The organism is Tsukamurella ocularis, from assembly GCF_965138335.1.
In the GTDB taxonomy this organism is placed as follows: Bacteria; Actinomycetota; Actinomycetes; order Mycobacteriales; family Mycobacteriaceae; genus Tsukamurella; species Tsukamurella ocularis_A.
The window spans coordinates 94,402-118,421 of sequence record NZ_CBCSDV010000003.1; the positions used below are offsets into that span (position 1 = coordinate 94,402).

Genomic DNA, 24,020 nt, shown 5'->3' on the forward strand with positions numbered 1-24,020 from the left:
GCCTCTCAGAACAGGAAGTAGCGCTGGGTCAAGGGCAGGGACGAGGCGGGCTCGGAACGGACGGGCGTCCCGTCGACGGCGACGACGTAGGTCTCGGGGTCGACGGTGATGTCCGGCGTCGCGCCGTTGTGCGGCAGATCCTGCTTGCGGAGCGTGCGGATGCCCCGGACCGGCAGGGTGCGCTTGCGCAGGTCGAGCTCGGCGGCGACGCCGGATTCCGCTGCCGCGGTGGACAGGAAAGTGATCGCTGCGTCGTGAACGGCCTGCCCCATCGACCCGAACTGCGGCCGCATGGTGCGCGGCTGCGGCGTCGGGATCGAGGCGTTGGCGTCGCCCATGAGGGCGGTGGCGATCTGACCACCCTTGATCACCAGGTCGGGCTTGACCCCGAAGAAGGCGGGGTTCCAGAGCACGAGGTCGGCGAACTTGCCGTCCTCGACGCTGCCGACGTACTCCGCGATGCCCTGCGCGAGCGCCGGATTGATCGTGTACTTCGCGACGTACCGCTTGATCCGGGCGTTGTCACCGCCGTCGGGGTCACCGTCGAGCGGACCGCGCTGGCGCTTCATGGAGTCCGCGAGCTGCCACGTGCGGGTGATCACCTCGCCGACGCGGCCCATGGCCTGGGAGTCGGACGAGGTGATGGAGATGATGCCCATGTCGTGCAGCACGCCCTCCGCGGCGATGGTCTCGGGACGGATCCGCGAATCGGCGAAGGCCAGGTCCTCGGGGATGTCGGCGTTGAGGTGGTGGCACACCATGAGCATGTCGAGGTGCTCGACGATGGTGTTCTCGGTGAACGGCAGCGTCGGGTTCGTCGAGGCGGGAAGCACGTTCGGGTGCCCCGCGATGGCGATGATGTCCGGCGCGTGCCCGCCGCCCGCGCCCTCGGTGTGGAAGGTGTGGATCACCCGGCCGTCGATCGCCGCGACCGTGTCCTCCAGGAAGCCGCACTCGTTGAGCGTGTCGGTGTGGATCGCCACCTGGACGTCGTACTCGTCGGCGACTCGCAGGGAGTTGTCGATGGAAGCGGTGGTCGAGCCCCAGTCCTCGTGCACCTTGAGGCCGATGGCGCCGGCGCGGATCTGTTCCGCGAGCGGCTCGGTCGCGCCGGCGTGGCCCTTGCCGAGCAGCCCGATGTTCATCGGGACGTCGTCGAGCGCCTGCAGCATGCGGGCGATGTGCCAGGGGCCCGGCGTCACGGTGGTGGCGTTGGTGCCGGCCGCCGGCCCGGTGCCGCCGCCGATCATGGTGGTGACGCCGGAGTTGAGCGCGGTGTCGATCTGCTGGGCACTGATGAAGTGGATGTGGGTGTCGATGCCGCCCGCGGTGAGGATGCGCCCCTCCCCCGCGATGATCTCGGTGGCGGCGCCGATGGTGATGGTCACGCCGTCGGAGATCTGGGGGTTGCCCGCCTTGCCGATCCGGAGGATGTGACCGTCGCGCAGTGCGACGTCGGCCTTGACGATGCCGGTGTGGTCGATGATCAGGGCATTGGTGATCACGGTGTCGGGGATGTCGTGGTCGCGGGTGAGCACGCCGTTCTCGCCCATGCCGTCGCGGATCACCTTGCCGCCGCCGAAGACGACCTCCTCCCCGTGGACGGTCAGGTCGCGCTCGACGACCGCGAAGAGCTCCGTGTCGGCGAGGCGCACGGCGTCACCGACGGTGGGGCCGTACAGGTCCGAGTACTCACGTCGACTCAGTTCGAAGCTCACCGGTCTCCCCCGTTCCCGGCTGCGCCGGCGGGGCCCGCGGCGCCGTCGAGCGGGCCGTTGACGCGGTTTGCGAGCCCGTGGACCTCGCGCGTTCCGGCGAGCGCGACCAGGCGCACCGTCTTCGGGTCGCCGGGCTCGAACCGGACGGCGGTGCCGGACGGGATGTCCAGACGGTGCCCGTACGCCTCGGACCGGTCGAAGTCGAGGGCGCGGTTGACCTCGGCGAAGTGGAAGTGCGAGCCCACCTGGATGGGCCGGTCGCCGGTGTTGACGACGCGGACGGTGCGCGTGGGGCGGCCGTCGTTGCACAGGATCGGCGTAGGCGCGAGACGGAACTCTCCGGGGATCATGGCGCGCCTACCGGATCGGGTGGTGGACGGTGACGAGCTTGGTGCCGTCGGGAAAGGTGGCCTCCACCTGCACGTCGTGGATCATCTCGGGCACGCCCTCCATGACGTCGTCGCGGGTGAGGATCGTGGCACCGTAGGCCATGAGGTCGGCGACGCTGCGCCCGTCGCGCGCGCCCTCGACCAGCTCGTACGTGATGATCGCGACGGCCTCGGGGTGGTTCAGCTTGAGCCCGCGGGCCTGGCGACGACGCGCCAGGTCCGCGGCGACGACGATGAGCAGTTTGTCCTGCTCGCGGGGCAAGAGGTGCATGAGAATTCACTCAAATCCCTTGCCCCGGCGGCCGTCAAGCCAGATCGTCAGGCGCAACAGGCTGGAAACACGAAGTTAACGCATGCCGCCGCGGGACAGCTCCGGCGGCGCGGACGGCGGCGACTCCGCGAGCCGGTATCGGATCAGCCGGGAGCTGTTGAGCACGACCGCGACCGACGAGGCGTTGTGCAGGATCGCGGCCAGCACCGGCGAGAGTGCGCCACCCGCTCCGATGAGCAACCCGACCGAGTTCACCGCGATGGACATGCCGTAGTTCTGCCGGATCACGTCCACGGCCCGCCGACCGAGGTCGACCACGTCGAGGACGTTGCGCAGATCGTCGCCGGCCAGGGCCACGTCGGCGGTCTCCACTGCCACGTCAGTGCCCGCGAGGCCCATCGCGATCCCCACGTCCGCCGCCGCGAGCGCGGGAGCGTCGTTGACGCCGTCGCCGACCATCGCGACCACATGGCCCTCGTCCTGCAGCGCCCGGACTTCGGCCAGCTTGTCCTCGGGCATCACTTCCGCGCGCCATCGCGTGATGCCGAGCTCGGCGGCGATGGCGGCCGCCGTCTCCGGGTGGTCGCCCGTCAGCATGACGACGGTGGCGATCCCCGCGGCCGCCACGGCGGCGAGGGTCTCGGCGGCCTCGGCGCGCACCTCGTCGCGCAGGCTCACGAGGCCGGTCAACGCCCCGTCCACCGCGAGCAGCAGCGGCGTCTCGCATTCGGCGCGGAGCCGGTCGACCCACCGCGCGGCGTCGGCTCCCACGGCTACGCCGTGCTGTTCCAGGAGAGCCGGGCTGCCCAGCAGGAGCACGCGGCCGTCCTCGGCCTGGGTCCGCATGCCCAGTCCGACGATGACCTCGCACTCCGCGTGGCTCGGGATCTCGATGTGGCGCTCCTCCGTCGACCGGATGACGGCCTCCGCCAGCGGATGCCGGGAGTGGATCTCGGAGCTGGCCGCGTGCGCGAGGACCTGCTCCGGGGTCCAGTCGTCCAGGAAGGAGACCACGTTCGTCACCACCGGCCGGCCGGTCGTCAGCGTGCCGGTCTTGTCGAAGACCACCGCCGTGACCGAGCCGGCCGCCTCGAGGTGGGAGCCGCCCTTGATGAGGATCCCGCGGCGCGCACCGTTGCCGATCGCCCCGCTGATCGCGGTCGGCGTCGAGAGTCCCACGGCACAAGGGCACGCGATGAGCAGCATCGTCATTGCGCGCCGCAGGTCCCGAGTGAGGAGCAGGGTGAGCCCGGACAGGACGAAGGACCCGGGAACGAAGCGGCGGGAGAAGTTGTCCCCGACGGTCTGGATCGGCGCCCGGTCCCGTTCCGCCTCCTCGACCCGCTCGATGATGCGGCCGATCGCGGTGTCGGCGCCCACGGCCGTGGCCCGCACAACCAGGCGGCCCGAGACCACCACTGCGCCTGCGTGCACGGGCGCGCCCGGTTCGATCGTGACGGGGAGCGTCTCCCCGGTCAGTGCCGCCTGGTCGACGACGGCGAGCCCATCGACAACGACGCCGTCCACGGGCACCGCCACGTGATCGTGCACGATCACGATGTCGCCGACGTCGAGCGCGTCGATCGGGACCTGTACCTCGGCCCCGTCGGCCAGCCGCAGCCAGGCCGTATCGGTGTTGCCGCGCAGTAGGTCCGAGATCGCGCGCCGGGTGCGGCGCAGCGTGAGGTCCTGGAGGAACTCGCCGATGTTGAGGAGCCACAGCACCGTCAGGGCGACGACGTTCTCGCGCAGGAGGAGACTCGCGATCGTGGCCGCCGAGACGAGAGCGTCCGTGCCGGCGCGTCCGCCACGCAACGATCGCAGGGCCCCACGCAGGAACGGGTAGCCGGTGAAGACGGTGATCGCGGTCGCCGCCGTCCGAGTCCCAGGCCCGAGCAGGGGCGTCCGGCGAAAGCCGTAGCGACGGAGGCCGAGGAGCACCAGGGCCGTGGCGCCGAGACCCATCCGGAGCAGATCCGCATTGGTCACGTCCGCCGAGTGCGGCGCGTGCCGGGCGACGAGGGAGGCGTCGGCGGCGAGCCCCTCCGCGGCGGCCTCAGCGATGCGTGCGGGATCGACGTCGCTGCGATGCCAGACCACGAGGGAACCGGTGTGGCTGTAGGCGTGCGCCGCTCGCACGCCGGGTATCGCCAGCACCGCGTCCTCGACCGCGATGCGGCGCTGCGGTGCCGCTCCGACGAGATCATCGAGCACCCAGCGCAGCCGGCCGGCGGCCTGCGAGACGACACGCCCCGCCGGCTCGGACAGCGCGGTCATCAGTGGTCGTGGTCGTGCGCGGCGCCGGTCGCCGGTGGGGTCGACTCCTCACCGACCCGCTCCTTCGCCTCGGCCAGGATGTCCGCGGCGTTCAGTCGCACGTTCTCGGCGACCTCCTCGGCCTTGCGGCTGCCCTTGAGCCCCAGTGCCGTCGCGGCGACCGCTCCCTCGCGCAGCGGCGCCTTGGCGAGCGCCTTCTTGGTCGCGTCATACGCCGCGGCGCCGACGAGGCCGGTCACGAGCGCGGAGCCCGCCTTGAGGAGTACCGCCTGAACCGCCATCGGACCGTCCCTTCGTCAGGCGACGTCGCGCCACCTATCGAACATCATTTCCAACAGCGTACCGCGCTCGGCGGGCCCAACGGAACGTAACGCACAACACGGTGGGCTGTCCTGCGCTTGCTCCTGGGACGAGGCGGCAGGACGCCGCGTGTCAGCCCTGCGGGACCTTCACTGCGAGCACGGGACAGGTGGCGTCGAGCAGGATCCGCTGCGCCGACGACCCGAAGAGCAGCTTCCCGGTCGCGGTGCGGTGCTTGATCCCGATCACCAGGACCGAGGCGTCGAGCGCGGTCGCGGCGTCGACGACGCCGCCCACCGGGTCCTTCTCGAACTCCTTGGGGCGCTCGACGGTGACGGTGAGGCCGCGTGCGATGGCCTCCGAGACGTCGGGAGCGTCACCGTCGAGCAGGAAGACGACGATCGGCTCCCCGGGCCTGCGCTCCGCCTCGCGGTAGGCGGCGTCGAGCGCGGCGGCACTCTCGGGGGTGGTCGAGTGGGCGACGAGAATGGTCATGGTCAGACGTCCTTTCCGGTGCGAGCGGTGACGACCTGGCGTGCCTTGATCAGGAGCACGGCGATCAGCAGGCCGTAGAGGGTGATCGAGATCGGCGAGGAGACGAAGACCGAGTAGTCGCCGTCGGAGGAGAGCAGGGCGTCCCGCAGGCTGGTCTCGGCGAGCGGCCCGAGCACCATGCCGATGAGCAGGGGCGCGACCGGGATGTCGTACCGCTTGAAGACGAACGCCAGCAGGCCGATCGCGAGGAACAGCAGCAGGTCGAACATCGTCGGCGAGGTCGCGTAGATGCCGAGGCCGCAAAACACCACGATGCTGCCGTACAGGTACGGCGCGGGGATCAGCAACAGCTTCGCCCACAACTGCGCGAAGGGCAGGTTGATCACGAGCAGCACGACCATCGCGATGAAGAAGCTGGCGAGCAGCGCCCACACCAGGTCCGGCGAGTTGTCGAACAGCAGCGGTCCGGGCTGCAGGCCGTACTGGCGGAACGCGGCGAGCATGATCGCGGCGGTCGCCGAGACCGGGAGCCCCAGCGAGAGCAGCGCTCCCATCGCCATGCCGGTGGTCGAGTTGCCCGCGGCCTCCGGTGCGGCGAGGCCGCGGGGCGCGCCCTTGCCGAACATCGGGACCTTGCGGCGGCGGTCGAGGCGGCGCTCCACGTCGTAGGCGAGGAAGGTCGGGACCTCAGAGCCGCCGACGGGGACGACACCGAACGGCAGGCCGATCGCGGTGCCGCGGCCCCACGCGGGCAGCGCCTCCCTGAACTCGGCCTTCGAGAGCCACGCGCGCCCGGCCTTGGCGCCGAGCGCCTTCGGGGCGGGGTCGCGGCGGATCCGGGAGGCCACGATGATGATCTCGCCGAGGGCCAGCATGCCGACGGCGACGATCACCAGCGAGATCCCGTCGAACAGGTTCGCGGAGCCGAAGGTGAAGCGCTCCGTGCCGGAGATCTGGTCGATGCCGACGGTCGCGAACATCAGGCCCATCACCAGCGAGGCGAGGCCCTTGATCACCGATTCCGAGACCACCGAGGAGATCGCGCCGAAGGCAAGCAGCGAGAGCGCGAAGTATTCGGCCGGGCCGAATTTCGTGGACAGGTCCGCCATGAACGGGGCGAGGAAGACCACGAGGATCGAGGCGATCATGCCGCCGATGAAGGCGCCGATCGCGGCGATGGCCAGCGCCTGGGGCGCCTTGCCGTTCTTCGCCATCTGGTGGCCCTCGAAGGTCGAGGCGATCGACGAGGCCTGGCCCGGGGTGTTCATGAGGATGGCCATCGTCGAGTCGCCGAAGAGGCCGCCGAAGTAGACGCCGGAGAACAGGATGAAGGCCGCGGTCGGATTGAGCGCGAAGGTCATCGGGAGGAGGAGCGCCACCGCCATCGAGGAGCCGAGGCCGGGCAGCACGCCCACCGCGGTGCCGATGAGGCAGCCGATGATGACCCACATGAGGTTCGCGGGCGACAGGGCGCCGGCGAAGCCGTCGAGCAGGAGTCCGAACTGGTCCATGGCTACAGTCCTCCCAGGATTCCGGACGGGAGTGGGACGTCCAGCAGGACGCCGAAGATCAGGAAGACCACGCTGGAGAGCAGCAGCCCGACGGAGACGTCGAACAGGGGCCGCTTGCTGTTGAAGGCCCGTGTCACGCACCAGAACAGGAGCGCGGCGGCGAGGATCCAGCCGAGGACGTCGAGGAGGACCGCGAACGCGATGAGCCCGCCGATGAGCCAACCGGCGGCGGCCCAGTCGGTGTAGGTGCGGAATTTCGTCTCCGAGCGAGCGAGCTCGTCCGGGTGGCGGACGAAGTGCACCGCGAGCGCGGCGGCCAGCGCGTAGCCGACGATGGCGAGGAGCCACGGGAAGAACGTGGGGCCGGGGCTGTCATCGGACTGCACGTCCATGGTGAGGTTGCCGATGACGACGAGGGTGCTGGCGATCGCGAGTATCGCGGGGACGATGAGCGCGCCGAGCCCGTTGCCGGTGCCCGGGGCCGCTTCGTCCGCTTCTTCCGTCTGCGTTGTCATTTGCCCAGCTCCTGGTACAGGCCGGCGATGACGCGGTCCTCGTCGGCGATGAAGGTGGTCAGGTCGGGCCCTTCGAGCCACGCGCGCGTCCACTTGTTGGTGCGCTCGGCCCCGGCCCAGTCCTGCGTGCGCATGACCTCGTCGAAGACGTCGCGGATGTTCTTGACGTCGGCCGACGAGATATCGGGCGGGCCGAACAGGGCGCGCCAGTTGGCCAGCGTCACGTCGTAGCCGAGCTGGCGGAGCGTCGGGAAGTCCACGCCGTCGATGGGCTCCTTGGCGGCCATGGCGAGTCCGCGGAGGCGTCCGGATTCGATCTGGTCGATGAGGTCGGCGTACCCGGAGAACGCGGCTTTCGCCGTGCCGGTGACCAGGGCCTGGGCGACCTCGCCGCCGCCGGCCTTGGGGATGTAGGTGGTGTTCTTGGGGTCGATCCCGGCGGCCTTCGCGAACTGCGCCATGACCAGCTGGTCGAAGCTGCCGCCGCCGGTGAACGGGATCGAATGCGGGTTGCTCTTCCACGCCGCGACCAGGTCGTCGACGGACTTGTACGGGGAGTTCGCGGGGACCACGAGCACGTCGTACTCCTCGAAGATCCGCGCGATCGGCGTCACGTCGGTCATCTTCACCGCGGACTTCGTCTGCTGGACCCCGGCGACGAGACCGGTGCCGCCGACCATGACGACGTCCGCGCGGCCCGGCATCGAATGCAGCCGCGACAGGCCGATGGTGCCCGCCGCGCCGGGCACGTTGACGACCTGGATGTTGGTCGCGATCTTCTGCTCCCGCATGATCGCCTGCGACTCGCGCATGACGAGGTCCCAACCGCCTCCCGCTCCGGCGGGCGCGATCAGCGTTGCCTTGTTGCGGATGTCGGCGGAGAGGCCTCCGCGCTGGAAGGAGTAGTACACGGCCGTCGAGACCACCACGACGGCGATGATCGCGTAGACGGCCAACGCGAGGCTGTTACGTTGCCGCGGTGGTGCTTTCGCCTGCTCTGTTTCGTCCGAGCTGTCCGACACGACCCTGACCTCCTCGTCGAGCTGATGAGGACGCCAGATTATCGCCGCACAAACACCCGCCGACGGGAACGGAAAATCTCAGTAAAGAACAGAATGCGCGAAATGCGCAGAACTCACCGGCGGCGATCGGTTCAGGCGACGGAGTCCGAGACCTCGAGTTCGACCGCCGCGAGCCCGAAGTCGTGGCACGGATCGTTGACCTGAGGGCAGTTCGAGATGAGCACGAGGATGTCGATCTCCGCGCGCAGCACGACCTTCCGGCCGACCGTCGACTCCCCCTCGACCGCACCGAACGTCCCGTCGGGGGCGACGGGAGCGAACACGTAGAAGTTCACGTTCCCCACGAGGTCCCGCATACCCAGGCCGTGCCGGCTGCCCTCGATGAGGAAGTTCTCGACGCACGCGTGCTCATGCTTGGTGTGATGGCCGTAGCGCAGGGAGTTGGACTCCTGCGAGCACGCGCTGCTGAGCGTGTCGTGTCTGCCGACCTCGTCGTGGACGATCGTCACCATCGGGCGCGATTCCTGGTCGCGGATGACGGTGCCCTCGCCCAGGTAGATGTTCCGCTGGCCGGTGATCGTCTGCTGCGTGCTGTACCGGATTCCGTGGTCGTGAGCGCCGTAGAAGAGGGTGTCGATGGACGGCTTGCCGTGCAGGTCGGTCATCGTGAGGGTGTGCCCGGCGGGAACGATGCCCGACCAGGGGGCCCGCGGAGGGAGCGTGGTGATCATCGGAAAGGTCCTTGCGGTGTCGGGGTCGGCGAATCACCGCGCGGCGCGGTGCACGTCCTCGGAGTTCGCCACGGCGCGTCGATATTCGGGGGACGCATCCCCATCGGCGATGAGGGCGGTCAGATCGTCGTCGGTGCGCCAGGCGAGCAGCTCGAGCAGGCCGGTGTCGAAGGTCGGCGACGGGTCCAGCGAGTGAGCGGTATTCGCGATGGCGACGATGCAGGGCAGGTGCAGGACCAGCTCGACCGACTTCCCCGGCCCCGCGCTGCCGGCGGATTCGAGCGCGCCGTCCGCGGCGACCCTGACACCGTGGAAGAAGGAGACCGACTGCCCGACGTCGGCGGCGGTCAGCCCGAACTTGGCGGCGGCGCACGTCAAGAGCTCGCGCCCCGCGGGGCTGGTGGAGTACACCTCCCCCGCGCCGTACTTGGCGATGTTGGCGGCCAGCGTCGTGGTGCCGCAGAGAGCATCGTGATGCCCCGAGTCGTCGACGACGATCGTCGCGAGAACACACCCGTGGTCGGACAATAAGGGGCTCCCGGCCCCCAGGTAGACCTGCCACATCACTGCGACGGTGTCTGCGACATCGAGCCGCTCCCACGGGGCGTCCGCTCGCCACAGGAGCATGTGCGCACAGGCGGATCCGGCGATGTCCGTCAGACGGATTCGGGTGCCGCGGGCCAGCGCTTTGACCGCGTAGCGACCGCCGGGAACGTTCTCCGCCCACGTGAGATTGTCGGCGTACACCCCTGCGGGCGGGTCCGGCCATTCCGTAGGCGGAACCGTCGGCATGCCCACGATACGAGTGTCGGCCTGGGCACGCGCGCGGTCACGCGCGCCCAGGGTGGCGGCAGCTGTGCCGGTTGTCGCGGTCATCGCGGCCGAACCGGGACGACGGCGGGCCGACCATGGACCGGCGCCGAGCCAGCGGGTGGAATCGCCCGCCGCCGATCCAGCCGGGACCGACGCGAGCCACAGTGTCGGGGTTCTGTGATTGCCATCTGCAACTCCCGGTGTGCATCGTGCGCCTAAGTCACACAATAGATACCTATCAAGTGATAGAAAACGCCCTTTTCGGGTCAACTGGATTGCGCTGCTGTTGCAAACAGGTTAACCAATGCTACGAACATGTTTCGCGCGCGTATTCTGACCCCGTGGCGGCGGCGAGCGGCGGGCCAGAATCCGCAGGTAGGCCGGGGCGGCCGCGGGTCCACGACCCGCGGCGGCCCGGCGCCACGGCGGTGGACGAGATCCTCGACGCCGCCGCGGAGCTGTTCACTCACCGCGGCTACGCAGCCACGTCGACGCGGCAGATCGCTGAGGCCGTCGGCATCAGGCAGGCCTCGCTCTACCACTACTTCCCCACCAAGGGCGAGATCCTGACCGCGCTGCTCGAGGCGACGGTGCAGGCACCGCTCACACTCGCACGCTCCGTGGTGTCGGCCGACGGTGACGCCCTCGACCGGCTGTTGACGTTGGCCCGGTCCGACGCCGAGCAGCTACTGGCGGCGCGGTACAACCTGGGCGCGCTCTACCACCTGCCCGAACTGGCGGCCGACGAGTTCGCCGAGTTCCGCGCCGACAGGGCGGAGCTGGCCACGCACTACCGTTCCCTCGGGGTGGCTGTTCTGGGCGACGACAGCGACCCGCGCGCGCTCCTGCCGTTCCGGCTCGTGGAGTCCGTGATCGGCCTGCGGTCCGACGGTGCCCTCGGTTCTGAGTCCGGCGCCGCCGCGGGCGTTGACGGTGGCGACGTGGTGGACGCGATCTGTCGGGCGATTCAGCGGGTGCTGGCGTAGCCGTCGGTCACGGCGCCTTCGAGATCGCCAGCGTCGCCCACTCGATCGCCTTGTCGCATTCCGTTACCAGATCAACGGTGGGCTTCCCCGCACTGCCTATCCGAAAGCTTGAGTGGACCATTGCGCGCTGCGACATAAACGACGCGAAGCATCCACCATCCTCAGTTGAGACGATCACCACCCGGCCGTCCACAACACGATCAGCCTGCCATGGGCGGTAGCTCTGCTTCGCCTTATACGCCTCGGTTGACCGCTCATTCCCCACGATCTGGCTATATCTACCCGCTCCGTCCGAGGTCTGCCAATGACATCCTCGATAGTTCGGAGACTCGGAGATCGCGGCGTCTGCGAGCGTACGAGGGTCCGCACCCAGCGCCCGCATCTCCTCGTCCGAGTACGCAGCACAAGGCTCGAAGGTGGTGCCGTCATTCCGCTCGTTCGTACGCCCCCCAAACCTCGGCGTGAACGGCAGAGCATCCGTGGAAGCCTTTGAGATCTGCGTCCCAGCGCCTTCCGCTGGGATCGCCTGCCCCGCCACAGCAACGGTGCAGCCCGACAGCAACATGGTGGTGATCAACGAGACGGTTAGCCCACGAATCACGCCCATCTCACCGCGCCAATCCCCGCAACGTTCTCGAGCTCTGTGTCACCGATGTCCTTGGCGATCTGCCGCAACGCCGCAGCGATAGTGCGCGCTTCAGCAGCTTCGCGCCTGAGATTCTGCTCAACCGAATGCTCATGGTCGTGCACAGCCACGTTAATGTTATATGTCGCGGCGCGCCCCTCAACGGTGTTGCCAAGGTGATTAACCCTACCGACGTCCACCAGCGAATCCGCTATCACGTCAAGTCGGTTTGCGTGCCTATCGTGGGCCTTGGCAAGCTCCTCGATCGGGTCACCGTCGAGAACCATGCTCGGACGGTCGGCGATGCGCTGCCGCGCCTCGTCACGGATCTTGTCCGCTTCGGGATTCCCCACGATTCCTCCGATCGCCACCGGCAGGCGTGCACACGCCCTCATCAATTGGACGCACCAGCGCGACGATCGGTTCCGAGAACCTTCCATGGACGACGCAGGGGCGCGACCGTTGCGGCCGCGCCCCTGCGATCGTCTCGCTCAGTCCGTCTGGACCTCGCTGCGGTCGCCCGACCACAGCGTGTGGAAGGTGCCCGGCTTGTCGACGCGCTTGTAGGTGTGCGCGCCGAAGAAGTCGCGCTGGCCCTGGACCAACGCAGCGGGCAGACGGTCGACGTTGAGCGAGTCGAAGTAGCTCAGCGCCGTCGCGAAGCCCGGGATCGGGACGGCGGCCTGGGTGGCGGTGATGACAACGCGGCGCCACGCCTCCTCGCCGTCGCGGATGGCCTGCGCGAAGTACGGGGCCTCGAGCAGGGTGTTGAGGTTCGGGTTCTCGGCGTAGGCATCGGCGAGGACGTTGAGGAACTGGGCGCGAATGATGCAGCCGCCGCGCCAGATCTTGGCGACGGCGCCCTTGTCGATGTTCCAGCCGTACTTCTCGGCGCCGGCGATGATCGCGTCGAAGCCCTGGGCGTAGGCGACGATCTTGGAGGCGTAGAGGGCCTTCGCGACGTCGTCGACGAAGGAGTCCTCCACCCGCGGCGCCGTGGGGCGCTCGATGCCGAGCGCGCGGACCGCGTCGCGCTGGTTGCGCTTGGAGGAGACGGCGCGGCCGAAGACGGCCTCGGCGACGCCGCCGACCGGCACGCCCAGGTCGAGGGCGGTCTGCACGGTCCAGACGCCGGTGCCCTTGCTGCCGGCCTGGTCGGTGACGATGTCGACGAAGGGCTTGCCCGTCTCCGCGTCGACGTGCTTGAGGATGTCGATCGTGATCTCGATGAGGTAGCTGTTGAGCGGCCCCTCGTTCCACGTGGCGAAGAGGTCCGAGATCTGGGCGGGCGTGTAGCCGGCGACGTTGCGTAGCAGGTCGTAGGCCTCCCCGATGAGCTCCATGTCGGCGTACTCGATGCCGTTGTGGATCATCTTGACGAAGTGGCCGGCGCCGTCGGTGCCCACGTGGGTCACGCACGGCTCCCCCTCCGCGACCGCGGCGATCGACGCGAGGATCGGGCCGAGGGTCTCGTACGACTCGGCGGTGCCGCCGGGCATAATCGACGGGCCCTTGAGCGCGCCCTCCTCGCCGCCGGAGATGCCCGCGCCGACGAAGTGGATGCCCGTCGGCGCGATCTTCGACTCGCGGGCGATGGTGTCGTGGAAGTTCGCGTTGCCGCCGTCGACGATGATGTCGCCCGGCTCGAACCGCTCCTGGAGCTGCTCGATCACCGCGTCCGTGCCCGCGCCGGCCTGCACCATGATGATCGCGGTGCGCGGCTTCGCGAGGCTGGCCACGAACTCGTCGATGGTGTCGCTGGCAACGAAGTTCGCCTCGGGGTGGTTCTTCACCACGTCGTGCGTCTTCTCCGGCGAGCGGTTGTAGATCGCGACAGTGTTGCCCTCCCGGGACGCCAGGTTGCGGGCCAGGTTCGAGCCCATCACCGCCATCCCCACCACTCCGATGTTCGCCTTGGCGTCGTTGCTGCTCATCGCTTGTTCGTCCCTCTTCCTCGTGGTGGTTCACACTCGGCGTCTACGTTACGTCCCCATGCCCGACGGTGACCGTTGAACCTGACGTGCGCGACCGCACCCACCATGTCGGTCGTGTCGACTAAGTTCATAGAACCAACCCGATGGGAGCCGAAGTGTTCGATGACGCAACAGATCTCCGTTTGCGCCTAGAGGCGATGGAGTTTCTGCGCCGGGTGACGAACGACCAAGAGCATCCCGTCACACGCGACATGCTTCTGCATGACTTCAAATTCGATGGTGAGCCGTTCAAGCTCATCGACCCGACACGCGGCATCCGGAAGCCCCGACAGCTGCAGCACGCACTCACGATCATGACCAGCTACAAGACAAAGAGCGCGTTCAACTATTCAGACGAGATCGGTGAAGACGGGTTCCTTCGCTACAGCTGGAAGGGCGTCGACCCGAACGACGCCGATAACGTAGGACTTCGAAGCCTCATCGGCACTCACAAACCTCTGACGTGGTTCTTCGGCGTCGCCCCGGGCGAGCTGCAGGCGATCTTCCCTGTGTACGTAGTCGGCGAAGAACCTGCCGACCGACGCTTCGTCGTCGCTTTCGCCGACACCGCCGAGATGTACCGGCCCGACTCCCCTGTCGAGGCTGCAATCCGCAAGTACATCACACGCGAGGTCAAAACCCGTGTCCACCAGCCAGTCTTTCGGTCCCGCGTCCTCCGCGCCTACGAGGACCACTGCGCGGTGTGCAACCTCAACCATCGTGAACTTCTCGACGCCTCTCACATCATCCCCGACAGCGAGGACGGCGAGCCCGTCGTGTCCAACGGACTCAGCCTATGCAAAATCCATCATCGCGCTTATGATATCGGAATTCTCGGCATCACGCCCGACTACCAAGTCAAGATTCGAAAAGATATCCTCGTCGAAATCGACGGCCCTATGCTCGAGCACGGCTTGAAGCAGCTTCATGATAAGAAGCTCATGTTCCTTCCAGCCAGACGTAGCCAGCTCCCGTCACCCGACCTGCTAGCTTTTCAGTACGAGAAATTTCTGACGGCATAGCACACAAAGTTCGGCAACAGTAACCTCACGTCGACTCGACCAACTTACCCAAACAGAGGGAAATGACCCCACCAAGAAGCCGAGTCCCCATTATTGGGATCGCAGAAATCGAAGCACTCAAGAATTAGGGATACACTCAATCTGCAATAGCGGAGCAGTTCGGCGTAACGAGACAGTATATTTCATGGATAAAACATGCCTACGGCGGCAAAATCACTCCTCGCGAAATAAATTGCACGCGAATTTCCTTTTAGAGTGCCTACCCCACACAACCAGGCGGTCCAATACAAGCGTCTCCGCGATCATGCAGAGTACTACGCAACCCGCGGGCAAGGCATGTCCGAATGGAAGACGACACGACTGGATTCCTGGTACCGGAAGCTCCATCGCGAAAATCTAGTCGTCGAGTACGACCCAAGCAACCCTCCCGAGCGGGAGTCAACGCCCAAGGTGGGTTCACCTATCGATTGCGGATTCCCGAGGACGAAGGACTCCTAGTGCGCCGAAACGAATTTCGCCAACTCTCGGAACAAGGATTGTCGATTTGGAAGCTTCCCAACCTAGATTTGTGAGCGAACACCTACGTCGACGCGCGAAAACAAAACATTCGCAATCGAATGAAGTCAGTGAAGCGCACCCTTCACCAACAATAGTCGACTGACACTCACTAAACTATCAGAAATTACCTCAGAAGAGGTCGCCCTTCCTGCTTCAGACGTCAATGCCGGCAACGTGGCACACAAGCACGTGCGGCAAGCCAGCCTACCCGACCGATAGCGGGTCGATAAGCAACCCCCGAAGCCTTTGATCCGATCAGAAGGCTCCGCTTTTGCAGTGACTCTATGGCCGCCAGTCATGTCATCTCCCCCTGACAAGAACGGGGGAGAGGTGCCAGAATCACCGTCATGCACTCTGCCGCTCCGCAACTCGTCGTCGGCGCGATCATCGTGGACGACTTGGAACAGCCAACCAAGGTTTTCGCGGCGCGGCGAACAAGCCCGGCAGCGCTCGCCGGCCTCTGGGAGTTCCCTGGTGGGAAAACAGAGGAAGGCGAGACCCCAGAGGCTGCTCTCGTCCGCGAAATTCACGAGGAGCTCGGCGCGACTGTCTCCATCGGTCCGGAAGTACCCCATACATCGGGCGCATGGCCGATCTCGGAGAAGTACGAGATGCGGCTCTACTTCGCTGCCGTCGCTGACGGAGAGCTCGCATCGGGCGACTCCCACGACGAAGTGCGTTGGATGGCACCCGGCGATCTCGGATCCGTCGATTGGCTGCCTTCAGACGCAGGCGCGATCGAGACTATCCAGGAACACCTTTCGACCTGGATTGCTTAGATCTGCAGCACAAACGGGCCGTGGATACCGCGGACAGCGGTGAGGTGTGCCACGTACCTCGTATCGCGGATGTTGCTCGCATAGATCGAGAGGCACTCGTCGACCTCATCGGGCTCGATGCAGGGGACGCCCCGCCCATCGCGAATCGCCGTGATGCACAATCCATCTTCACTCCAGTCGAACCAGACCTCGCGTGCGTTGGGCGACGCTTCTGCCACCAGCCCGACGATCAGGTCCACAACGAGCCGGTTGATCTCACGTTCCTTCGTGGGGCCAGGCGCGAGGCCGAATGCTCGACCCAGGTCTCGGTCGAGAACCACCGGTGTATCCACGACCACCTCCGTGCGTTGATCCGGCCGCGACCTGACGTGTCCGAATTGTCACTCATGGTCACGGTTTCATAGTGCCTGAACGGGCCCGCTCTCACACCGGCAGCGCGCCGAGCTCCTGCCCACGAATCCGCTGACTGATGACCTGGGTGATGCCGTCACCGCGCATCGACACGCCGTAGAGCGCGTCGGCGACTTCCATCGTCGGCTTCTGGTGCGTGATCACGATGAGCTGCGACTTATCGCGCAGCTGCTCGAACAACGAGATCAGGCGGCGGAGGTTGGTGTCGTCCAGCGCCGCCTCGACCTCGTCCATCACGTAGAACGGAGACGGCCGCGCACGGAAGATTGCGACCAGCATCGCCACGGCGGTCAGGGACTTCTCGCCGCCGGACAGCAGGGACAGGCGCTTCACCTTCTTGCCCGGGGGCCGGGCCTCCACATCGATGCCGGTGGTCAGCATGTCCCCCGGCTCGGTGAGGATCAGCTTGCCCTCGCCGCCCGGGAACAGGGTCTTGAACACCTCGACGAACTCGCGCTCCACGTCCACCCAGGCCTCGGTGAACACCTGCAGGATCTTGGCGTCCACCTCCTCGACCACGCTCAGCAGGTCCTCGCGGGCCGACTTCACGTCCTCGAGCTGTGTGGAGAGGAAGTTGTAACGCTCCTCCAGCGCCGCGAACTCCTCCAACGCCAGCGGGTTCACCCGCCCGAGCGTCGTAAGATCCTTCTCCGCGAGCTTCAAACGCCGTTCCTGCACCGCCCGGTCGAACGGCAGGCCCTGGGGCTTCACCACGGTCTCGCCGCGCTCGCGCGCCGCCTCGTACTCCTCCAGCTCCAGCGAAGACGGCGGCAGCGGTACGTCCGGTCCGTACTCGGCGACAAGGTCATCGGGCGACATCGCGAACGACGCCACTACCTGCTCCTCGAGCTGCTCGATCCGCAGCGCCGCCTGCGCCCGCGCCACCTCGTCGCGGTGCACCGCATCCGTCAGCTGAGCCAATCGAGCAGTCAGGGCGGAGCTCTCCTGCCGCGCGACGTCCAGCGCACCGGCGCGCTGGGCACGTGATGCCTCCAGCGCGTCACGGTGCGCGGCAGCCCTCGTCACCGCGCGCCCGAGCCGCGAGGACACCAGCGCAGCGCCCTCCGCCACCGACGAAGCCACCGCGGCGGCAGCGAGCCGAGAAGCCGCGGCCGCCTCAGCCCGCTCCCGCGCAGCCCGCTCGGCAGCGGCGGCCCGTCGAAGCCCCTCGGCCTTGCCCCGCACGCCGGCCGCGCGCTCCTCGGCGGTCCGCCGGGCGAGCCGGGCCTCCATCTCCACCGAACGCGCCGCGGCCAGAGCGGCAGCCTCCGCATCCCGCTCGTCCGTCCCCACGGACACCGACTCGTCCGGCAGCGATTCGGCGAGCCGCAGGCGCTCCTCGTGCTCCACCAGCGCGGTCCGGGTCTCGTCTCGCGACGATTCGATCCGCGTACGCTGCGCCACCAGGCGCTCCGCCTCGTCGCGCGCGCTCCGCGCCGCCTGCCCCAGCCGGGCCAGCTGTTCGTAGATCGCGCCGAGCTGCGCGTCCGACTCGTGCAGCGCCGCCAGCGCCGACTCCGTCACCTCGCGCCGCGACTCCGCCTCCGCAACAGCTCCGGCCAGCGCTGCCGACAGCGACTCCACCGACCGTCGGGTCTCCCCCAGCGTCGCCTCGGCGGCGTCGATCGACTTCTGCACCTCCAGCGTCGACTGCCGCGCCGCGGAGCCGCCGGTCAGCACCCCGTGGGAGATGACGTCACCGTCGGACGTCACGGCCCGCAGCTCGGGACGCGAGGCGACCACCGCCAGGGCGTCGTCGACGGACGCGACGAGCACGTATCCCGCCAGCGCCGCCGTCACGGCCCCCTCCAGCGACGACGGCGCCTCGACGCACGACACGGCCCAGACGGCACCGTCGGGCAGGGGGCCCGTGGGCGCGGTGCCGGGCGTGACGCCCTCGATGACGACGGCCGCCCGGCCCCCGTCGGCCTCGCGCAACCGCGCAACGGCCGTCACGGCCGCATCGACAGAGCCCGCCGCGACGGCCTCCGCCACCGGGCCCAGCGCCACCGCGACGGCCTTCTCGTAGCCGCTCCGGATCGACAGCCGCGAGGCGACCGCAGCGGTCACGCCGTCGACGTGCTCGACGACCCAGGCGGCACCGTCGCCGCGGTCCAGGTTCATCGACAGCGCCTCGATGCGCGCGACGAGCGAGGCCACCTTCTGCTCGGCCTCGCGCTCAGCGGCCCGCAACTCCTCGACGCGGGCCTGGGCGGCGTGCAGCGCTGCGGAACTGCGTTCGTGGTGCTCGTCGAGCGAGGCCTCGGAGGCGTCGAGCTCGGCGATCTGCCCCTGGACCTGCTCGAACTCAGCTTCGGCGGCCTCGGCCCGCTCGACGGCCTCGGCGATGGCGGCGGTGAGCCGCCCGGACTCCGCCTCCACGGACTCGGCGCGGGTGCGCAGCGTCTCCACCTGGCCGGCCAGTCGCGCGAGCCCTTCTCGACGGTCCGCGATCGCCGCGACCGCAGCCATGTGCGCCTTCTCCGCATCCCGGGCGGATTCCTCGCGCGACGCAAGCTCCTCCGTCGCCTCCTCGAGGATCATGGCGGCCTCCTCGAGGGCCTCCATGAGCTCGGCCTCCTCCTCGGCGACGCGCTCGGCCTCGGCCTCCAGCTCGTCGGGATCGCGGCCGGGGGGGTGCTGCACAGGTTCGGAGAGCAGGCGGGCACGCTCGGAGGCGATGCGCTCCGTCGACGAGACGCGCTCGGCGAGTGCGGAGAGCGAGAACCAGCCCTCCCCTGCGGCCTTCACCGCCGGGTCCAACGCGGCCACGGCCTCCGAGTGCTCCGCGACCAGCGCATTCGCTTCGTCGAGCTGTTCGGCCACCTCATTCTGCTCGAGACGCACCGCCGCCTCGTTGCCGCTCTGATCGGCCAGCTCAGCACGTCGCCGCACCAGGTCATCGGCGGCGAGGCGGAGCCGGGCGTCCCGCAGGTCCGCCTGGATCGTCTGCGCCCGACGCGCGACCTCGGCCTGCCGCCCGAGCGGCTTGAGCTGGCGGCGCAGCTCCGTCGTGAGGTCCGTGAGGCGGGCGAGGTTGGCCTGCATCGAGTCGAGCTTGCGGACCGCCTTCTCCTTGCGGCGGCGGTGCTTGAGCACGCCGGCCGCCTCCTCGATGAAGGCGCGACGTTCCTCGGGCTTGGACTCGAGAATCGCGGCGAGCTGCCCCTGCCCGACGATGACGTGCATCTCGCGGCCGATGCCGCTGTCGGAGAGCAGCTCCTGGACGTCCATGAGGCGGCACTTGGTGCCGTTGATCTCGTACTCGCCGGCGCCGTCGCGGAACATGCGCCGCGTGATGGAGACCTCGGAGTAGTCGATGGGCAGCGCACCGTCGGAGTTGTCGATGGTGAGCGTGACCTCGGCGCGTCCCAGCGGCGCGCGGCCGGAGGTGCCGGCGAAGATGACGTCCTCCATCTTGCCGCCGCGTAGGCCCTTGGCGCCCTGCTCGCCCATCACCCAACGCAGGGCGTCGAGGATGTTCGACTTACCCGATCCGTTGGGCCCGACGACGCAGGTGATGCCCGGTTCGAGGCGCAGAGTCGTCGCCGAAGCGAAGGACTTGAAGCCCTTCAACGTCAGCGACTTGAGATACACGATTGTCGAGAATACCCTCCGCGCCCGGCCGGACCCGATGGGCGCGCGCGGTCAGTTCTCCCAGATCGACCCGAGGCGATGGGCCGTGGCCTGCGTGAACCGTGCGGAGCCCGATTCCGCGAACAGGATCGCGGAGCGCACGCCCTCGCCGAGGAAGACGAGCGAGCTCACGCACTCCGCGCCGTCACCCGCGAAGACCTCCACCGATCCGCGATCCACGACGATGCGCAGCCGCAGGACGTCGCCGTCGAAGGGCGCCGCGCGGTAGCCGCGCTCCCCGTACCCGGCGCGTCGGCGGTCGATCAGCACACGCTGTGCCAGATCGTCGTAGGCGATGAGGATCTCGTTGCCGGTCTCGGTGCGGAGCACGAGGCCGACACGCTCCGCGTCGCCGTCGGGCAGGGAGATCGTGAGTTCGATATCGGCGGAGTCGAGGTCGGGCAGGAGCGTCAGCTCCTCGTCGCGCCCGATCGTGACCTCCCCCAGGTCGACGGTGGCCGTGCGCAATCCGGCGAACTCGGCCACCGGCATGGCGCGGACCCGCAGGTCATCGGCCAGGGTGAGCTCGCGCGGCACGGTGAGCTGGCCGCACCAGGAGTCGCGCTGCGAGACGATCGGGTGGTCGAAGCCGCCCATCCAGCCGAAGGCGATGCGGCGGCCGTCGGGCGAGGTGAAGCTCTGGGGCGCGTAATAGTTGCCGCCCCAGTCGGCGGGCCGGAAATCGGTGCGCTGCACGAAGTCCTGCCCGGGAGCCCAGTCCCCCACCACGTATCCCGCGTTGTGGCCGTTGCGCAGGCCGTAACCCTGTGGCTTCGGCCCCATCGGGCAGTACACGATGACCCACGCGTCACCCAGCGGGAACATGTCCGGGCATTCGAGCATGAACGCGTTCGGGTCCGGGTCACGGAAGAGGACGCGATCGAACTCCCAGGCCGCACCGTCGGTGGAGGTGTAGAGCCAGACCTCGCCGCGCTCGTCGGCGGAGGAGACTCCGAACACCATGTACCAGGTCTCGCCCATGCGCCAGACCTTCGGGTCGCGGAAGTGCGGCAGTTCCGGCGGGCCCGTGACCACCACGCCCTCCTTGACGAAGGTCGTCCCGTCCGAGGATCTCGCCATGCACTGGACCTGGAGGTTGCCCTCGTCCTCGCTCACGCCGTTCCGCCAGCGGTGGCCCGTGTAGTAGACCACCAGCTCGTCGCCGTCGACGATCGCCGACCCGGAGAAGACGCCGTCGCGGTCCTCCTCCAGGCTGGGAGCCAGTGCGATCGGTTCGTGCCGCCAGGTCACCAGGTCGGCGCTGGACACGTGCCCCCAGTACATCGGGCCCCACTGGGCGCTGTACGGGTGGTGTTGGAAGTACACGTGGTAGCGGCCACCGAAGTGGCACAGCCCGTTCGGGTCGTTGATCCAACCTGCGTTCGCGGCGATGTGCGTGCGCGGGTACCAGCGGTCCCCACGCCGCGCGGCCATATCCGCCACGGCGGCCTCGGCGCGCGCCAGCTCGGCCTCCATGCTCGAACCGGTCACGTCCCCGCCCCTCATGCGTCGGCCTTGGCGGTGTCGAGCGGCTCCTGCCCGTCCCGGTAGAACGGGTCCCCGTCGACCTCCTCGTCGTCCTTCTTGAGGATGAGGTAGCCGATGGTGCCGGCCACCGCGACGGTCGCGGCGATGATGTAGAACGTGGGCTGGTAGCCCAGCTCGTCGCGCAGCGCGCCCAGCGGCGGCGAGAGGATGACGACGCCCACCTGCGAAGCGATCTGGAAGCCGACCATGTACAGCGTCGCCGACAGCTTCGCGTTGAAGTGCAGGGTGAAGTAGCGGAACACGCCGAGGATGCACAGCGGCACCTCGAGGGCGTGGAACATCTTGACGACGGAGACCGTGACGGGATCGCTAAACACCGCGGTACCGAGGATCCGCACGGCCATCACCGTGAAGCCCAGCAGCAGGATCGTGCGCACGCCGACCTTGCGCATGAGCACCGGCACCACGCCCATCATGGCGGCCTCGAGGAACACCTGCACCGAGTTGAGCACGCCGTAGACCTGTTCGCCGCGCTTCACGTCGTCGAAGAGGTGGGTGTAGAAGTCCGGGAACATCTGCTGGTCGTACACGGTGTAGAAGGTCCAGGTGAACAGGACCACCAGGATCACCTTCCACAGTCGCCCCATCTTCAGCAGTGCGACCATCTCGCCGAGCGAAGGGGTCGTCGGCTCGATGTGCGACGCGGCGCCGGCCTTCTCGTCCTTCCAGAAGATCTGGACCACGAGGCAGGCGATACCGAACGCCGAGCCCACCAGGAAGTTCAGGTGCGGATCGATCGCGAACAGGAAGCCTGCCACCAGAGCCACGATCGCGTAACCGAAGGAGCCCCACATGCGGGCCTGGCCGTATTCGAATCCGAAACGGCGGCTGGTGCGTTCGCTGACGGCCTCGAGCAGGCCCGCCGCGGCGAGGAAGCCGAAGGAGAGGTAGATCGCGCCCACGATCACGCCCGCCATGAAGGCGCTCTTGAGCAGCGGTTCGTAGACGAAGATGAAGAACGGCCCGACGGCGGCCATCGCGATCGACGCGAGGATCACCAGGTGCCGCTTGAGACCGAGCTTGTCCTGCAGAGTGCCGTACCCGAACATCACGATCAGCGCGGCGATCGAGTTGGTCGAATACACCGTCCCCTGCTCGGCGCCGCTGAGCCCGAGCCCGCCCTCCTCCGGGTTCTTCAGCAGCCACGGCGAGAAGAACGACCACCAGATGCCCCACGAGGCGAAGAACAACAGGAACGTGACCGAGGAATGCAGGTAGGCCCTGTTCTTCAAGGCCTGGGTGAACGATGCCATGGGGGTCCAAACTCTCGCCGTGATCCGGACGATCATCACGTCCGGATGTGACGAAGACTACAACGAAGAACGCCTCGTTCACAAGGAGTTAATCGTTTTAGCGAATCGTTTTAGCGAATGCATGAAGGGTCGCTCAGGACGAGCAGCGGAAGTCGCCCGGCTCAGGCCGACGCGACCGAGCCCCGCACGACGAGCTCCATAGGCACTTCGTGGACGACCGGGTCGAGGTCGCCCGACACGAGCAGGTCGACCGCGCGCGCCCCCATCTCCCGGTGCGGCAGCGCCACCGAGGTGAGGCCCGGCCGCATCCATCCGGCGAGCTGGGAGTCGTCGAAGGCGACGATCGAAACATCCTCCGGCACAACGAGCCCCGCCTCCGCGATGGCCTGATACGCCCCGAACGCGGTGCGATCGTTCGCGCAGATCAGCGCCGAGGGTCGCGTCGAACGCAGCAGCTCGGACACCACCCGGTACCCCTGCTCGGGTACCCACTCGCACTCGATGACGCCGGCCAGCTCGACTCCCCCGGCCGCGAGCTCCTCCTCGATCCCCTGCAGCCGTTGATGTCCGGCGTAGATGCCGTCCGGGTGGAGGTCCGACACTTGACGGCCGCCGATGTGGTGGATCCCGGCACGATGCCCCGCCGCAAGGAGCGCCGCGGCAGCGGTCCGCCCGGCCGCGCGCTCCGCGGGGATCACCGCGGGCCCCGTGAGTTCGGTCGGCAGGCAGTTGAGGAAGACGTGCGGGACGGTGGAGAGACGTGCGGGCGGGACGACCTCGCGCGTGTACATGGCGCCGTACATCAGCCCGTCCACGCGCCGGTCCAGCATCGCCTCCACGAGATCCGCGCCGTCAGAGGAGTAGTCCTCGGTCTCCGCGAGGATCACCATCCGCGACGTCGCCCCGGCCTCCTCGACGGCGCCGCGCACCATGTACCCGGCGTAGGGCTCGGACCCGATCGTGTCGGAGACGAGCCCGAGCGTCATCGTCGACCGGGCTCGAAGGCTGCGGGCCGCGAGATCGGGGCGGTAGCCGAGCCGTTCGCTCGCTGCCCGGACCCGGTCCGCGGTCGACTCCGTGATCCGCATGCCCTCCTTCCCGGAGAGCACGAACGACACCGTCGTCACCGAGACGCCCGCCTCCCGGGCGACGTCGGCGAGGGTGACGCGGTGCGACCTCACGATGCG

The 24,020-nt window shown here is 68.1% G+C and carries 22 protein-coding genes; 3 read left to right on the forward strand and 19 right to left on the reverse strand.

The genetic code is table 11. From position 1 onward, the window contains the following. Nucleotides 1-5: 5 nt before the first annotated feature. The 11 genes from ureC to ACNAYW_RS04815 form a co-directional block, all read right to left on the reverse strand. Nucleotides 6-1,718, reverse strand: a complete 1,713-nt coding sequence (gene ureC / locus ACNAYW_RS04765; RefSeq protein WP_415848611.1) for an urease subunit alpha — start codon at nucleotides 1,716-1,718, stop codon at nucleotides 6-8. Next, the gene (locus tag ACNAYW_RS04770) at nucleotides 1,715-2,068 is read right to left on the reverse strand and encodes an urease subunit beta (protein WP_415848612.1); all 354 of its coding nucleotides are present in this window, start codon (nucleotides 2,066-2,068) and stop codon (nucleotides 1,715-1,717) included. Before ACNAYW_RS04770 ends, ureC begins: the two co-directional genes overlap by 4 nt. A gap of 7 nt (nucleotides 2,069-2,075) precedes the next feature. Further along, nucleotides 2,076-2,378, reverse strand: a complete 303-nt coding sequence (locus ACNAYW_RS04775; RefSeq protein WP_068524857.1) for an urease subunit gamma — start codon at nucleotides 2,376-2,378, stop codon at nucleotides 2,076-2,078. 75 nt (nucleotides 2,379-2,453) lie between these two features. Beyond that, the gene (locus ACNAYW_RS04780) at nucleotides 2,454-4,655 is read right to left on the reverse strand and encodes a heavy metal translocating P-type ATPase (RefSeq protein ID WP_415848613.1); all 2,202 of its coding nucleotides are present in this window, start codon (nucleotides 4,653-4,655) and stop codon (nucleotides 2,454-2,456) included. Further along, on the reverse strand, nucleotides 4,655-4,936 hold the full coding sequence (locus ACNAYW_RS04785) for a DUF1490 family protein (protein ID WP_415848614.1): 282 nt from the start codon (nucleotides 4,934-4,936) through the stop codon (nucleotides 4,655-4,657). The genes ACNAYW_RS04780 and ACNAYW_RS04785 overlap by 1 nt, the downstream gene beginning before the upstream one ends. A 151-nt stretch (nucleotides 4,937-5,087) precedes the next feature. Continuing rightward, a complete protein-coding gene (locus ACNAYW_RS04790; RefSeq protein ID WP_415848615.1) occupies nucleotides 5,088-5,450 on the reverse strand; it encodes a universal stress protein in 363 nt (120 codons plus the stop codon). Between the two features lie 2 nt (nucleotides 5,451-5,452). After that, nucleotides 5,453-6,961 (reverse strand): tripartite tricarboxylate transporter permease, encoded by a 1,509-nt coding sequence (locus ACNAYW_RS04795; protein ID WP_415848616.1) that lies wholly within the window; start codon nucleotides 6,959-6,961, stop codon nucleotides 5,453-5,455. Between the two features lie 2 nt (nucleotides 6,962-6,963). Then, nucleotides 6,964-7,476 carry a tripartite tricarboxylate transporter TctB family protein gene (locus ACNAYW_RS04800; RefSeq protein WP_415848617.1) on the reverse strand — a complete coding sequence of 171 codons (513 nt, stop codon included), beginning with the start codon at nucleotides 7,474-7,476 and terminating at the stop codon, nucleotides 6,964-6,966. Beyond that, a complete protein-coding gene (locus tag ACNAYW_RS04805; RefSeq protein ID WP_415848618.1) occupies nucleotides 7,473-8,498 on the reverse strand; it encodes a Bug family tripartite tricarboxylate transporter substrate binding protein in 1,026 nt (341 codons plus the stop codon). The genes ACNAYW_RS04800 and ACNAYW_RS04805 overlap by 4 nt, the downstream gene beginning before the upstream one ends. 131 nt (nucleotides 8,499-8,629) lie before the next feature. Next, nucleotides 8,630-9,229: a DUF1989 domain-containing protein gene (locus tag ACNAYW_RS04810; protein WP_415848619.1), complete on the reverse strand. Its 600-nt coding sequence runs from the start codon at nucleotides 9,227-9,229 to the stop codon at nucleotides 8,630-8,632. 33 nt (nucleotides 9,230-9,262) lie between these two features. Next, on the reverse strand, nucleotides 9,263-10,105 hold the full coding sequence (locus tag ACNAYW_RS04815; protein WP_415848620.1) for an urea amidolyase associated protein UAAP1: 843 nt from the start codon (nucleotides 10,103-10,105) through the stop codon (nucleotides 9,263-9,265). A gap of 278 nt (nucleotides 10,106-10,383) precedes the next feature. Between ACNAYW_RS04815 and ACNAYW_RS04820 the strand changes: the two genes are divergently transcribed. Beyond that, nucleotides 10,384-11,028 (forward strand): TetR/AcrR family transcriptional regulator, encoded by a 645-nt coding sequence (locus ACNAYW_RS04820; RefSeq protein ID WP_415848621.1) that lies wholly within the window; start codon nucleotides 10,384-10,386, stop codon nucleotides 11,026-11,028. A gap of 7 nt (nucleotides 11,029-11,035) precedes the next feature. Here ACNAYW_RS04820 and ACNAYW_RS04825 read toward each other — a convergent pair whose 3' ends face one another. The 3 genes from ACNAYW_RS04825 to gndA all read right to left on the reverse strand — a co-directional run bounded on the left by ACNAYW_RS04825 (nucleotide 11,036) and on the right by gndA (nucleotide 13,587). Continuing rightward, nucleotides 11,036-11,605: a DUF3558 domain-containing protein gene (locus ACNAYW_RS04825; RefSeq protein ID WP_415848622.1), complete on the reverse strand. Its 570-nt coding sequence runs from the start codon at nucleotides 11,603-11,605 to the stop codon at nucleotides 11,036-11,038. A 20-nt stretch (nucleotides 11,606-11,625) separates the two neighbouring features. Then, the gene (locus ACNAYW_RS04830) at nucleotides 11,626-12,006 is read right to left on the reverse strand and encodes a hypothetical protein (RefSeq protein WP_415848623.1); all 381 of its coding nucleotides are present in this window, start codon (nucleotides 12,004-12,006) and stop codon (nucleotides 11,626-11,628) included. Nucleotides 12,007-12,144: 138 nt separating this feature from the next. Beyond that, nucleotides 12,145-13,587: an NADP-dependent phosphogluconate dehydrogenase gene (gndA, locus tag ACNAYW_RS04835; RefSeq protein WP_415848624.1), complete on the reverse strand. Its 1,443-nt coding sequence runs from the start codon at nucleotides 13,585-13,587 to the stop codon at nucleotides 12,145-12,147. A gap of 143 nt (nucleotides 13,588-13,730) precedes the next feature. On the opposite strand from gndA, the gene ACNAYW_RS04840 reads away from it, so the two are divergent. Both ACNAYW_RS04840 and ACNAYW_RS04845 read left to right on the forward strand, forming a co-directional pair. Next, nucleotides 13,731-14,648 (forward strand): HNH endonuclease, encoded by a 918-nt coding sequence (locus ACNAYW_RS04840; protein ID WP_415848625.1) that lies wholly within the window; start codon nucleotides 13,731-13,733, stop codon nucleotides 14,646-14,648. 905 nt (nucleotides 14,649-15,553) lie between these two features. Further along, on the forward strand, nucleotides 15,554-15,985 hold the full coding sequence (locus tag ACNAYW_RS04845; protein ID WP_415848626.1) for a (deoxy)nucleoside triphosphate pyrophosphohydrolase: 432 nt from the start codon (nucleotides 15,554-15,556) through the stop codon (nucleotides 15,983-15,985). On the opposite strand, the gene ACNAYW_RS04850 is transcribed toward ACNAYW_RS04845, so the two are convergent. The 5 genes from ACNAYW_RS04850 to ACNAYW_RS04870 form a co-directional block, all read right to left on the reverse strand. After that, nucleotides 15,982-16,317: a hypothetical protein gene (locus ACNAYW_RS04850; RefSeq protein WP_415848627.1), complete on the reverse strand. Its 336-nt coding sequence runs from the start codon at nucleotides 16,315-16,317 to the stop codon at nucleotides 15,982-15,984. The genes ACNAYW_RS04845 and ACNAYW_RS04850 overlap by 4 nt on opposite strands. A 91-nt stretch (nucleotides 16,318-16,408) precedes the next feature. Beyond that, nucleotides 16,409-19,993 carry a chromosome segregation protein SMC gene (gene smc / locus ACNAYW_RS04855; protein ID WP_415848628.1) on the reverse strand — a complete coding sequence of 1,195 codons (3,585 nt, stop codon included), beginning with the start codon at nucleotides 19,991-19,993 and terminating at the stop codon, nucleotides 16,409-16,411. Between the two features lie 51 nt (nucleotides 19,994-20,044). After that, nucleotides 20,045-21,523 carry a glycoside hydrolase family 32 protein gene (locus ACNAYW_RS04860; RefSeq protein ID WP_415848629.1) on the reverse strand — a complete coding sequence of 493 codons (1,479 nt, stop codon included), beginning with the start codon at nucleotides 21,521-21,523 and terminating at the stop codon, nucleotides 20,045-20,047. An 11-nt stretch (nucleotides 21,524-21,534) separates the two neighbouring features. Then, nucleotides 21,535-22,833 carry an MFS transporter gene (locus tag ACNAYW_RS04865; RefSeq protein WP_415848630.1) on the reverse strand — a complete coding sequence of 433 codons (1,299 nt, stop codon included), beginning with the start codon at nucleotides 22,831-22,833 and terminating at the stop codon, nucleotides 21,535-21,537. A gap of 161 nt (nucleotides 22,834-22,994) precedes the next feature. After that, entirely contained in the window at nucleotides 22,995-24,014 is a 1,020-nt protein-coding gene (locus ACNAYW_RS04870) for a LacI family DNA-binding transcriptional regulator (RefSeq protein ID WP_415848631.1), read from the reverse strand. Nucleotides 24,015-24,020: the final 6 nt, after the last annotated feature.

Excerpts from the sequence above, each read along its gene's own strand:
- gndA (WP_415848624.1), bottom strand. The coding sequence starts at position 13,587 with ATGAGCAGCAACGACGCCAAGGCGAACATCGGAGTGGTGGGGATGGCG.
- ACNAYW_RS04845 (WP_415848626.1), top strand. The coding sequence starts at position 15,554 with ATGCACTCTGCCGCTCCGCAACTCGTCGTCGGCGCGATCATCGTGGAC.
- ACNAYW_RS04800 (WP_415848617.1), bottom strand. The coding sequence starts at position 7,476 with ATGACAACGCAGACGGAAGAAGCGGACGAAGCGGCCCCGGGCACCGGC.
- ACNAYW_RS04810 (WP_415848619.1), bottom strand. The coding sequence starts at position 9,229 with ATGATCACCACGCTCCCTCCGCGGGCCCCCTGGTCGGGCATCGTTCCC.
- ACNAYW_RS04790 (WP_415848615.1), bottom strand. The coding sequence starts at position 5,450 with ATGACCATTCTCGTCGCCCACTCGACCACCCCCGAGAGTGCCGCCGCG.
- ACNAYW_RS04785 (WP_415848614.1), bottom strand. The coding sequence starts at position 4,936 with ATGGCGGTTCAGGCGGTACTCCTCAAGGCGGGCTCCGCGCTCGTGACC.
- ACNAYW_RS04775 (WP_068524857.1), bottom strand. The coding sequence starts at position 2,378 with ATGCACCTCTTGCCCCGCGAGCAGGACAAACTGCTCATCGTCGTCGCC.
- ACNAYW_RS04815 (WP_415848620.1), bottom strand. The coding sequence starts at position 10,105 with ATGACCGCGACAACCGGCACAGCTGCCGCCACCCTGGGCGCGCGTGAC.
- ACNAYW_RS04840 (WP_415848625.1), top strand. The coding sequence starts at position 13,731 with ATGGGAGCCGAAGTGTTCGATGACGCAACAGATCTCCGTTTGCGCCTA.
- ACNAYW_RS04865 (WP_415848630.1), bottom strand. The coding sequence starts at position 22,833 with ATGGCATCGTTCACCCAGGCCTTGAAGAACAGGGCCTACCTGCATTCC.
- ACNAYW_RS04780 (WP_415848613.1), bottom strand. The coding sequence starts at position 4,655 with ATGACCGCGCTGTCCGAGCCGGCGGGGCGTGTCGTCTCGCAGGCCGCC.
- ACNAYW_RS04770 (WP_415848612.1), bottom strand. The coding sequence starts at position 2,068 with ATGATCCCCGGAGAGTTCCGTCTCGCGCCTACGCCGATCCTGTGCAAC.
- ACNAYW_RS04795 (WP_415848616.1), bottom strand. The coding sequence starts at position 6,961 with ATGGACCAGTTCGGACTCCTGCTCGACGGCTTCGCCGGCGCCCTGTCG.